Below are 9,657 nucleotides of genomic sequence, written 5' to 3' on the forward strand. Positions count from 1 at the left end.
CCCGACCCCCCGATATGCATGTCCTCGTTATCGGGGCCTACGGGAGCGCGGGATCGGCCGTTGCTGGCGACCTCGCGCCCCACGTGGGCAGCGAGATCGACCGCCTCACACTCGTCGACGACGGCGAGCCCGGCGGCGGGCTCTGTATTCTCAACGGCTGTATGCCCTCGAAAGAGGTGCTGTCGACGGCGGCCCACCGATTTCAGGCCCGCGTCGACGACCGCCTCGACGGCGAACCGCCGACCATCGACCTCGACCGCGTTGTCGCCCGGAAAGACGAGCACGTCGAAAGCTTCGCGGCCCACCGCCGGAAATCGATCCACGAACTTGCCGACCGGGAAGGCGTCGAATTTATTCACGACACCGCGAGGTTCGTCGATGACCGCGTCGTCGAGGTCGCTGGCGACCGCTACGAGCCTGACTACGTTGTCATCGCTACGGGATCGTCGCCGTACGTCCCCGAGTTGCCGGGCAGCGACGAAGTTGACTACAACACGAGCAAGGACGTGCTCGCGGCGACCGATCTCCCCGACTCCGGGATCGTGATGGGCTTCGGCTACATCGGCCTCGAACTCGTCCCCTACCTCGCGGAGGCCGGCGTCGACCTCACGGTCATCGAACACGACGACCGCCCGCTCGACGAGGGGGACCCCGCCTTCGGCGACGAACTCATGGCTCTCTACCGCGAGGAGTTCGACATCGATATCCTGACCAACGTCTACGAGCAGCGACTCGAACCGACCGACGACGGCGTCAGGCTCTACGTTGAGGACAACGACGGAGCGGAGCGATCGATCGAGGCCGAAGAGCTGTTCACCTTCACCGGTCGCAAACCGACCCTCGACCGGCTCGGGCTGGAAAACACCGCTATCGAACCCGAGGCAGGCTGGATCGACGACACGATGGCCGCCGTCGACGACGAGCAGGTGTTCGTCGTCGGCGACGTCAACAAGAAAGAGCCGATCCTCCACGTCGCCAAGGAACAGGGGTTCGCTGCCGCCGACAACATCCTCGCTCACCACGCCGGCGAGGCGATGGAACCGTACGAAAACATCCATCACCACGTCGTCTTCTCGGGAGCCAGCGTCTACCCCTTCGCTCGCGTCGGCCACACGCCCGAGACGGCCAAAGAAGCGGGCCACGAGGTCGTCACCGCCACCCGCTGGGCCGAAGACGACGGCGTGTTCAAAGTCAAAGACGTGCCCTACGGCCTCGCCCGGCTGACTGTCGATAGCGACACCGGCACCGTCCTCGGCTATCAGGGGCTCCACGCTCACGCCGACACGATGGCGAAAACGCTGCAGGTGATCGTCGAGAACGAACTCGATGTCCGGGAGGTGCCCGACCGGTCGTACCACCCGACGCTGCCGGAACTGCTGGACGGCTTGCTTCGAGAAACGGCCGCACAGGTCGAGTAAAACGACTCGTTTCGTCTCCCTGAGAATTAAACCGACACCGCTCCTGCGGCCGGTATGGCGAAGGGGTGGCTCGGACCACTGGCCGGCGCGTTCGGGCTCTGGCTGTTGGCGGCAGTCATGTGGCTGCCGATCATCAAAGCGACGCAACTCCGCCGTCGCGTAGCCCGGTGGCCGACGGCGCGGTTGGCGGTGAACTACCTCCTGCTCGTTGGCCTCGGCGTTGTCGGCGAGACTGCTATCTTTCTTGCCCCAGCAATCATCACAGGGACCCTCGGCGGGACCGCACTGGTCCAGTGGGCTCTCGGCGTCGCCGTCGGATACCCGCTCGGCCTCGTAGGAATACTCGCCGTCGCGGGGCCGGTCGTGACCGACTGGGAGCCGGCGACTGAGGCCGGGCTTGACGGCCGACTCGTCCTCCTGATTACGGGGCTGGCCTACGGGCTGGCGACGGCGGCACTCGCCGGATTCGTCTTCGTCGTCCTGCTGTTTCTCTACTTCCCGGGCTGATCGCGCCCAAGCGCGGTGCTTATTCGCACCCCACCACAACGCCCGGTATGGAGCCGACGACGACCGGCCGGTTTCGCGTCCTCGACCGGCAGCCCGACGGCACGATCCTGTTGGTCGATCTCGACGAAGCGACCGCGGCCGCGACGGGCGAGGACCCCGACGCCGATCTGCGGCCGATCGCCGTCTCCCCGCCAGTCGTCGCCGACGACGCTGCCGAGACCGACGCCGGCGACCACGACGCGGCGACCGCGGAAACGGTCGATGAATTGGAGCCCGGCTACGTCGTCGACGCCGAACTCGCGTGGGACGACAGCGACGCCAGTTTCCTCGCCTGCGAGATTACGAATCGGACGCGCATCCAGTACGCCGACGGCGTCACCGGGATCTTCGAGAAAGCCAAGGAGACGTGGCACGACGCGCAAGTCGCCGGCGAGGCGATGAACTCCGCGGTGACCTACAGCACCGGGAAGGAACCCAACGGCGTCGTCTACGTCTTCGCCAAGCAGACCCCGCCGCGGGACCTCTTCGAGGAGTTCAAAACGGGCGCGACGCCGATCGAGCCGCTGATCCAGCGCGTGAACGCCCATCACGACGGTGACCAAGAGGAAAACGACGCCGACGCGACGGCGGACACAGCGGACGACGACGAGCCACAGAACCGAGCGGTTTTCGTACTGAATCCGGCCGACGAGGAGTTCGTGGTTGTCTACATCGTCTTCCGCAAGGACGGAATGTTGGCCCAGACAGTGCGGGATACCTACGGGCTGCCCGCTCTCCGCACCGGCGACTGATCCGGTGTAGAACTGAACGAAACTGAGCGTTTTAGAACTCGCCGAGTCTCGACTGTCCATCACCGCCGTCTCCGCCATCGAGTCCGGCGATATCGACGGCCGACGCGATGGTTTCCTCGAAGGCGTCCCGTTGGCTGGCGTCATAGAGCGTTGCCGCCGGATGCATCGACAGCAACACGCGCTGGGAGCGGTCGCCGAGGCGACACTCGACAACGTCGCCGGCTTCCTTCGTGATCGCAACCGAACGATCCAGCAGGTGCTCGCTCGGCACCTTCCCGAGCGTGACGACCAGCGTCGGATCTACCGTCTCGATTTCGCGTTCGAGGTAACCACGGCAGTTGGCGAGTTCGTCGGNNGTCGGNTCGCGGTTCTCCGGCGGGCGACACCGAACGCAGTTNGTGATNCGNACGTCNNNNCGNTCGANNCCNGCGTCNNGGAGCGCGTCGTCGAGNACNGNCCCCGAGCGGCCAACGAAGGGATCGCCCTCCTCATCTTCGTTCGCGCCGGGGGCTTCACCGACGAACAGCAAGTCGGCCTCGTCGGGGCCAACGCCGTTGACGATCCGGCTCCGGGAGGCGACGAGGTCGGGGCACTGCTCGCAGTCGGTGACACACCGGCCGTCGAATCCGTCCATACTGGGTGTGGTGGCGACGGCGGCTTAATTGTCGGTCGGTTCGTCGGCCGACTCGATGGCGGTGTCCCAGCCGAACCGTTCGGCTTGCCGGCGACCCGCGCGGGCGGCCCGCTGGGCGACGCGAAGCGGTTCAGGACGATCGCTGTCGTCGGGGGAAAACGCTCGAAGCACGTCGGCAGCGTCGGCCGTGTCGATGCCGACAGTCCGGACCCACAGTTCGGCGTCGTCAACGGATACCGATTCCCGGGGCGGCAGCGCGCGGTAAGTGGCGAGTCGTCGCTGCAACGCCTCGCCCGAAAAGTGCTCTCGAAGCGGGTCGGCCAGTCCGTCGCTGGCCTCGAAGGAGACGGCGATCACCGGGCGGTCGGCGGCCGCGTGCAGCTCATCGAGGTCGATGAGATTGAACCACGCGGGGGCGACGCCAGCGAGGAGTATCCACTGGGCGTCGGGTCTCTCAAGTCGAGCAAGGAGATCGACACAGGCGGCGGTCGCGTCGGTGCCACCGGTCGTACAGCGCGCAAAACCGAAGTCCTCAACAGCACGGTCGGCGCGGACGACGGCCCCACACAATTGGCTGTGCTCGGGGCCGTCAGAAGCGGCGATGCCGACCGCCCGACTGCCGGGCTTCGGAGCCATCGCGGAAAAGGGGTCTACTCTGCGGGTTCGGCGTCAGGTTCGTCCTTCATCGATTGGAGCCTGTCGAGCAGTTCGTCGTTTGACGCGCCGATCTCGAAGTCAACGCTCCCCTTGTGCTCGGCCTCGCCGGCGTCGAGCCCGTCGTCGTCTTCGAAGTCGGTGTCGAAGTCCTGGTTCTCCTGTTCAGACTCATCGTAGCTTCCGAATCCCATACGTTTCTAACAAGGGCCCCCGGAGGGAAAAATCCCCATGCAGGCAGTCTGTCAGTACGACACGGGAGGCCGGGAGTTTTACTGATCGCTCTCGTTGGCCCGGTATGGAGCCGATTGTCGTCACCGACGGTGCGGACGTCTTCACCTGCAACGCCTACCTCGTCGCCGGCGAAACGCCGACGCTCGTCGATGCCGGCACGATGCCCGGCGTCGAAAGCGTGATCGCCGACCACGTCGACGACCTCGAACGGGTCGTGCTCACCCACCAACACGGCGACCACGTCGGCGAACTCGATACCGTCTTGGACCGGTTTGACGCTGATCTCTACGCCCACGGCGACCATCCACGGCGGACCGCCGCTATCGGCGACGGCGACACCATCGAGATCGGCGACGACGACTTCGAGGTCGTCTACACGCCGGGCCACGCCAGCGATCACGTCTCGTTCGTGAGCGACGAGGCCATCTTCAGCGGCGACGTGGTCGTCTACAACGACGGCGCGTTCGATAACGGCAGTTTCGGTCGCACGGATCGCCGCGGGCAGTCACGCGAGCGACTGATCGAGAGCCTCAAACGGATTCTCGACCGGCTGCCTGAGTCGGTGTCGGCGATGTACGCCGGTCACGGCGACCCGTTCCACAACGAACCAGACGGCGACGACGTGCGAACCGTCATCGAGCGCGCGCTCGAACGCGCCGAACGTCGGGAGCCGAAGTACCCCGACGAATAGTTGCCATCGGCAGGCGATTTCGGTGTCTCGTTGGCAACGCTGACAGCGTAGCTGTCACTCGGAAGGATGAAGCTGTACCGGAAATAGCTCGGCAGAATCAGGCTGCGCGTCGTTCTTTGGCTTTCGGGCGGAGCCGCGCGTAGCCGCACTTTCGGCAGCTGTCGGCATCCGGTGCGTTGCGCGCGTTACACCGCATGCAGATCTGCTTGTCGAGCGTTCGGCTGGCCGCGATCTCGTTGGTTGGCATACGCCCTCGTTGTGGGGGTTGCCGTTTAACAGTTCCGAGAGTTACGCGCCGGCTTCCTTGAGCGCGNCNTCGANGTCGNCGCGCTGGGTGACGCCGACGAACCGCTCGACGATNCCGTCGTCGTTCTCGATNANNAGCGTCGGNAGCGANCGNACCTNNTACTCGTTNGCGACNTCCTGNTCCTCGTCGACNTCGACTTTGGCGAACTCGACGTCCTCGTAGTCGGCCTCCAGCTCTTCGAGGATCGGGTCCTGGGTCTTACACGGGCCACACCAGTCGGCGTAGAAGTCTGTCAGTCGAACAGTCATCGTCCGGCCATCCCTTACTGCGACGCGGTCATAAGGGTTTCCACCCGCTCGATGGGCGGCTGGAGACAGTGTTCACACACGAGCAACCAAACAGGTGAGTCGGCCGACCAGTCAACCGAACTCCTGGTGGACTGAAAGGGCGAGGCTCTCTCGACGAACCCCGACGACGCAAGCACCGCAACGAGCGAAGCGAGTGAGGAGCGCAGCGAGTCGCGGGAGTCGAGAGAGTCGAGGGCTTTCTACAGCTACCCATCTCACGCAACCCCTCATTCCACTACTACGTATCGAAGCCGAAACGCTTAGGTCGCTGACGCGGGGACAGTCGGCAATGGCTTCAAGTGGAGACTCCGGGGGACTGATGTCCAGTGCCGGGCTTGTCCGGTACTTCGATTCGGAGGATCAAAACGCGATCCGCATCGATCCGAAAACCGTGATGGCGTTCTGTTTGCTGTTCGGCGTCTTCGTGCAGATCCTGACGCTGACGATCGCGTAAGCAACGGGTGGTTTTTGTCCGCAGCCCTCCAGATATAGGTATGAAAGCTGGCGTTATCGCGGTCCAAGGCGACGTGAGCGAACACGCCGACGCGATCCGGCGGGTCGCCGACGCCCGCGGCGTCGACAGCGAGGTCGTCACGATCCGTGAGTCCGGACTCGTCGGCGACTGCGACGTGTTGCTCATGCCCGGCGGCGAGTCGACGACGATCTCCCAACTGCTCGCCCGCGAAGGCATCGACGAGGAAATCCACGCCCACGTCGAGGCCGGCAAGCCGATTCTGGCGACCTGCGCCGGGTTGATCGTCGCCGCCCGCGACCCACAGGACGAGCGCGTCCAGTCGCTCGATATGCTGGATGTGAGCGTCGATCGCAACGCCTTCGGCCGACAGAAGGACAGCTTCGAGGCCCCGCTCGATATCAACGGTCTCGATGAGCCGTTCCCGGCGGTGTTCATCCGCGCGCCGCTGATCGAATCGGTCGGGGAGAACGTCGACGTCCTCGCCGACTGGGAGGGAAGTCCGGTCGCCGTTCGACAGGGCCCAGTCGTCGCCACCTCCTTCCACCCCGAATTAACGAACGACAGCCGGCTGCACGAACTCGCGCTGTTCGATGGCCAGCCGGCCGCCGCCGACACGCCGGAGGCCAGCCAATGAGCGACGACGACGCCGAATCGAACATTGATGACGATCCCGAGACCGTCCTCGATTCGTTGTTTGCGACGATCAAACAGCGGCAAGAAGAACTGCCGGAGGACTCCTACACGGCATCGCTGTTCACCCACGAGAAAGGCGAAAACGAGGTGCTCGAAAAGCTCGGCGAGGAGGCGACCGAAGTCATCTTGGCGGCGAAAGACGACGACCTCAATGACCTCCAATACGAGTCGGCGGATTTCGTCTATCATCTGCTGGTGTTGTTTGCGATGAAAGGGCTGGATGTCGACGACCTGCGGGACGAACTCGAATCGCGGTTTTGAGCTAAGAGGCCGCTGGTGCCCTCAGATCACCAGCAGGTTTTTGCGAATAGTAGCCATAGTAGCCAGTATGAGCCTCACGACGGACGATCTCAAGGAGTTCACGGAATCTGATCCCGAGGACGACGAAACCGTCCCGCTCGGTGATGCGCTTTCGGAACTCGCGGTTGACGCTGATGTCGATGCTGTTGATGCGGTGCGTGATGTGCGTGAGGAGAAATAGAACTGTATCTCGGAATCAACGGCGCGACGCTTCCCGACGCGTTTTTCAGCCGGCTTGCCGAAACGCCGCCAATGAACGCAGTGACGCTCGGTCCGACCGGAACCTACTCACACCGTGCCGCCCGCGCCGTCGCCGACGACGTCTCCTTCCGGGAGTCGGTGACCGCCATCATCGAGGCCGTCGCCAGCGGCGATTTCGAACGCGGCGTCGTCCCCATCGAGAACAGCATCGAGGGCAGCGTCACCGAAACGCTGGATGCCTTGGCGAACTACGAGGTCAGCGTCACCAGCGAGATCGTCACGCCGATCCGCCACGCGCTGCTCGCCCAAGGCGAGGAGTTCGACACGATCGCCAGCCACGCCCAAGCCCTCGCGCAGTGCCGCAGCTACCTCGAAGAACACTACCCGGACGTGACACAGGAGGCCGTCGCCAGCACCGCCCGCGGCGTCCAGTCGGCCCGCGAGGATAGCTCCATCGCCGGCATCGGCCACCCGGATAACGCGACCAACGGCACCGACCTCCAGATCCTCGCGGAGGACATCCAAGATCAGGATTCCAACGCCACCCGGTTCTTCGTCGTCGCCCCTGCTGAGGNGCGGNNCGANGCCGGNGGNAAGACCTCNCTNNTCGTCTACCCNAACNNNAACTACCCNGGNCTCCTGCTCGAGCTGCTGGAACCGTTCGCCGACCGCGACATCAACCTCTCGCGGGTCGAGTCCCGGCCCTCCGGCGAGCGGCTCGGCGACTACGTGTTCCANNTCGANNTCGANGCNGGCGTCTACGAGAGTCGCGTCCAAGAGGCCCTACAGGAGATCGAAGAGTTGGCCTCGGAAGGCTGGGTTCGCAACCTCGGCTCCTACGACACGAAACACGTCCTGTACTGAGCCGGTGTCGACCCCGTTTCTTTTGTCGCTGTGAAAACGACGAAAAGCTTGAAACCGATACGCGACCAACTGGTGGGTATGTCCGAGAAACCACAACCGTTCGAAGAACTCGACGAACTGATCGAGCGAATGAACCGGCAGTTCGGCGAGCTAAGCCGCACGTTCGAGGGCGGCAGCGTCCTCTCGGAGATCGCTGTCGACGTCGCCGACACCGGCGACGACATCGTCGTCACCGCCGACCTCCCCGGATTCGCCGAGGAGGATATCGACCTCCGGGCCGACCGCGAGTCGGTCACGCTCAGCGCGGACAGCGAGAGCGAGACCGTCGACGAGGACGCCAACTACCACCGCAAGGAACGAACCCAACAGTCCGTTAGTCGTCGGGTGCCACTCCCGCAGGAAGTCGACGCCGAGTCGGCGACCGCGAACTACGCGAACGGCGTACTGACGGTCACGCTGCCGAAACTCGATCCTGACGCAGCCGGCGGCCACGAAATCGACGTAGAATAATCGATTTGCGCGCTGCTCCGGCAGGAGGAAAGCAAAAACGAAAACGAACCCGACGAACCGGAAAAGAGCTTAGTCGGCGGTCGCTTCGACTTCTTCGCCCTCGTCGTCGACGTAGTAAGTCTCGATGAACTCCTCGTCGATCCGGTTGAGCTCCTCTTTCGGCAGTTCGCTCAGCAGGTCCCAACCGATGTCGAGGGTCTCCTCAAGTTCGCGGTTGGTCTGGAACCCTTGGTCGACGAAGTCGGTCTCGAAGGCGTCAGCGAAGTCGAGATACTTGTTATCCCGGTCGCTGAGTGCTTCGCGGCCGACAATGTTGACGAGGTCCCGCAGGTTCTCACCCTCCGCGTAGGCGGCGTACATCTGGTTGGCAACGTCGCTGTGATCCTCGCGGGTCAGGCCTTCGCCGATCCCGTCGTCCATNAGCCGNGAGAGGCTCGGNAGNACGTTNANCGGCGGNNNGANNCCCTGACTGTGCAGGTCACGGTCGATGTAGATCTGCCCCTCCGTGATGTATCCCGTCAGGTCCGGGATCGGGTGGGTGTCGTCGTCGCCGGGCATCGTGAGGATGGGGATCTGCGTCACCGACCCCTCGCGGCCCTCGATGCGGCCGGCNCGCTCGTACAGCNGTGCGAGGTCNGTGTACATGTANCCGGGGTAGCCACGGCGGCCCGGAACCTCCTCGCGGGCGGCACCGATCTCACGGAGCGCCTCACAGTAGTTCGTCATGTCCGTGAGGATAACGAGGACGTGATACCCCTTGTCGAAGGCGAGATACTCCGCCGTCGTCAGCGCCAGCCGGGGCGTGATGGTCCGCTCGACGGCCGGGTCGTCCGCGAGGTTCATGAACACGACCGACCGCTCCAGCGCGCCGGTGCGCTCGAAGTCGGCCATGAACTCGTTCGCCTCCTCCTGGGTGATACCCATCGCGCCGAAGATGACGGCGAACTCCGAGTCGCCCTCGGCCTCGTCCTCCTCNNCGGGAACGGTGGCCTGCCGGGCGACCTGCAGCGCGAGGTCGTTGTGCGGCAGCCCCGAGGCCGAGAAGATGGGGAGCTTCTGGCCGCGCACGAGGGTGTTCATNCCGTCNATNG

General features: G+C 64.4%; 14 protein-coding genes and 2 pseudogenes (1 of these 16 only partly in view). 10 read left to right on the forward strand and 6 right to left on the reverse strand.

What is annotated here, in order from left to right:
• Nucleotides 1-14 precede the first annotated feature (14 nt).
• Genes EGH24_RS02760 through EGH24_RS02770 form a run of 3 tightly spaced genes read left to right on the forward strand, consistent with a single transcriptional unit; the run spans nt 15 to nt 2,716 of the window.
• Complete coding sequence (locus EGH24_RS02760; protein ID WP_142978639.1) at nt 15-1,418, forward strand: dihydrolipoyl dehydrogenase family protein; 1,404 nt, start codon at nt 15-17, stop codon at nt 1,416-1,418.
• Nucleotides 1,419-1,472: 54 nt separating this feature from the next.
• A complete protein-coding gene (locus tag EGH24_RS02765) occupies nt 1,473-1,925 on the forward strand; it encodes a hypothetical protein (RefSeq protein ID WP_142978640.1) in 453 nt (150 codons plus the stop codon).
• 47 nt (nt 1,926-1,972) lie between these two features.
• Nucleotides 1,973-2,716, forward strand: coding sequence for a DUF6663 family protein (locus EGH24_RS02770; protein WP_142978641.1), 744 nt, complete (start codon nt 1,973-1,975; stop codon nt 2,714-2,716).
• Between the two features lie 31 nt (nt 2,717-2,747).
• Here EGH24_RS02770 and EGH24_RS02775 read toward each other — a convergent pair whose 3' ends face one another.
• Genes EGH24_RS02775 through EGH24_RS02785 form a run of 3 tightly spaced genes read right to left on the reverse strand, consistent with a single transcriptional unit; the run spans nt 2,748 to nt 4,198 of the window.
• A complete protein-coding gene (locus EGH24_RS02775) occupies nt 2,748-3,350 on the reverse strand; it encodes a uracil-DNA glycosylase (RefSeq protein WP_142978642.1) in 603 nt (200 codons plus the stop codon).
• A gap of 24 nt (nt 3,351-3,374) precedes the next feature.
• The gene (locus EGH24_RS02780) at nt 3,375-3,986 is read right to left on the reverse strand and encodes an endonuclease dU (protein WP_142978643.1); all 612 of its coding nucleotides are present in this window, start codon (nt 3,984-3,986) and stop codon (nt 3,375-3,377) included.
• Nucleotides 3,987-4,000: 14 nt separating this feature from the next.
• Nucleotides 4,001-4,198 (reverse strand): DUF5786 family protein, encoded by a 198-nt coding sequence (locus EGH24_RS02785; RefSeq protein WP_142443090.1) that lies wholly within the window; start codon nt 4,196-4,198, stop codon nt 4,001-4,003.
• A gap of 104 nt (nt 4,199-4,302) precedes the next feature.
• On the opposite strand from EGH24_RS02785, the gene EGH24_RS02790 reads away from it, so the two are divergent.
• Complete coding sequence (locus tag EGH24_RS02790; protein WP_142978644.1) at nt 4,303-4,929, forward strand: MBL fold metallo-hydrolase; 627 nt, start codon at nt 4,303-4,305, stop codon at nt 4,927-4,929.
• Nucleotides 4,930-5,026: 97 nt separating this feature from the next.
• On the opposite strand, the gene EGH24_RS02795 is transcribed toward EGH24_RS02790, so the two are convergent.
• Both EGH24_RS02795 and EGH24_RS02800 read right to left on the reverse strand, forming a co-directional pair.
• Entirely contained in the window at nt 5,027-5,176 is a 150-nt protein-coding gene (locus tag EGH24_RS02795; protein WP_142978645.1) for a 50S ribosomal protein L40e, read from the reverse strand.
• A 41-nt stretch (nt 5,177-5,217) separates the two neighbouring features.
• Nucleotides 5,218-5,484: pseudogene (locus tag EGH24_RS02800) on the reverse strand (thioredoxin domain-containing protein).
• Between the two features lie 328 nt (nt 5,485-5,812).
• On the opposite strand from EGH24_RS02800, the gene EGH24_RS02805 reads away from it, so the two are divergent.
• From EGH24_RS02805 to EGH24_RS02825, 6 genes and pseudogenes are all read left to right on the forward strand, one after another.
• Complete coding sequence (locus tag EGH24_RS02805) at nt 5,813-5,977, forward strand: preprotein translocase subunit Sec61beta (RefSeq protein ID WP_142978646.1); 165 nt, start codon at nt 5,813-5,815, stop codon at nt 5,975-5,977.
• 40 nt (nt 5,978-6,017) lie between these two features.
• On the forward strand, nt 6,018-6,632 hold the full coding sequence (gene pdxT, locus EGH24_RS02810; RefSeq protein WP_142978647.1) for a pyridoxal 5'-phosphate synthase glutaminase subunit PdxT: 615 nt from the start codon (nt 6,018-6,020) through the stop codon (nt 6,630-6,632).
• Nucleotides 6,629-6,952 (forward strand): phosphoribosyl-ATP diphosphatase, encoded by a 324-nt coding sequence (gene hisE, locus EGH24_RS02815; RefSeq protein WP_142978648.1) that lies wholly within the window; start codon nt 6,629-6,631, stop codon nt 6,950-6,952. Before pdxT ends, hisE begins: the two co-directional genes overlap by 4 nt.
• Nucleotides 6,953-7,019: 67 nt before the next feature.
• Entirely contained in the window at nt 7,020-7,172 is a 153-nt protein-coding gene (locus tag EGH24_RS15220; protein ID WP_185903213.1) for a hypothetical protein, read from the forward strand.
• A 71-nt stretch (nt 7,173-7,243) separates the two neighbouring features.
• Nucleotides 7,244-8,056 (forward strand): annotated as a pseudogene (gene pheA / locus EGH24_RS02820) (prephenate dehydratase).
• 78 nt (nt 8,057-8,134) lie between these two features.
• Complete coding sequence (locus tag EGH24_RS02825) at nt 8,135-8,566, forward strand: Hsp20/alpha crystallin family protein (protein ID WP_142978649.1); 432 nt, start codon at nt 8,135-8,137, stop codon at nt 8,564-8,566.
• A gap of 69 nt (nt 8,567-8,635) precedes the next feature.
• On the opposite strand, the gene EGH24_RS02830 is transcribed toward EGH24_RS02825, so the two are convergent.
• Nucleotides 8,636-9,657 carry the 3' portion of a V-type ATP synthase subunit B gene (locus tag EGH24_RS02830; protein WP_142978650.1) on the reverse strand. The gene runs 394 nt beyond the window's last position, so the window shows 1,022 of its 1,416 coding nt (coding positions 395-1,416); the start codon falls outside the window, past its right edge; its stop codon occupies nt 8,636-8,638.

It is taken from the genome of Halonotius terrestris (genome assembly GCF_006861665.1).
GTDB lineage: Archaea > Halobacteriota > Halobacteria > Halobacteriales > Haloferacaceae > Halonotius > Halonotius terrestris.

Excerpts from the sequence above, each read along its gene's own strand:
- hisE (WP_142978648.1), top strand. The coding sequence starts at position 6,629 with ATGAGCGACGACGACGCCGAATCGAACATTGATGACGATCCCGAGACC.
- EGH24_RS15220 (WP_185903213.1), top strand. The coding sequence starts at position 7,020 with ATGAGCCTCACGACGGACGATCTCAAGGAGTTCACGGAATCTGATCCC.
- EGH24_RS02780 (WP_142978643.1), bottom strand. The coding sequence starts at position 3,986 with ATGGCTCCGAAGCCCGGCAGTCGGGCGGTCGGCATCGCCGCTTCTGAC.
- EGH24_RS02760 (WP_142978639.1), top strand. The coding sequence starts at position 15 with ATGCATGTCCTCGTTATCGGGGCCTACGGGAGCGCGGGATCGGCCGTT.
- EGH24_RS02770 (WP_142978641.1), top strand. The coding sequence starts at position 1,973 with ATGGAGCCGACGACGACCGGCCGGTTTCGCGTCCTCGACCGGCAGCCC.
- pdxT (WP_142978647.1), top strand. The coding sequence starts at position 6,018 with ATGAAAGCTGGCGTTATCGCGGTCCAAGGCGACGTGAGCGAACACGCC.
- EGH24_RS02785 (WP_142443090.1), bottom strand. The coding sequence starts at position 4,198 with ATGGGATTCGGAAGCTACGATGAGTCTGAACAGGAGAACCAGGACTTC.
- EGH24_RS02805 (WP_142978646.1), top strand. The coding sequence starts at position 5,813 with ATGGCTTCAAGTGGAGACTCCGGGGGACTGATGTCCAGTGCCGGGCTT.
- EGH24_RS02795 (WP_142978645.1), bottom strand. The coding sequence starts at position 5,176 with ATGCCAACCAACGAGATCGCGGCCAGCCGAACGCTCGACAAGCAGATC.
- EGH24_RS02765 (WP_142978640.1), top strand. The coding sequence starts at position 1,473 with ATGGCGAAGGGGTGGCTCGGACCACTGGCCGGCGCGTTCGGGCTCTGG.
- EGH24_RS02790 (WP_142978644.1), top strand. The coding sequence starts at position 4,303 with ATGGAGCCGATTGTCGTCACCGACGGTGCGGACGTCTTCACCTGCAAC.
- EGH24_RS02825 (WP_142978649.1), top strand. The coding sequence starts at position 8,135 with ATGTCCGAGAAACCACAACCGTTCGAAGAACTCGACGAACTGATCGAG.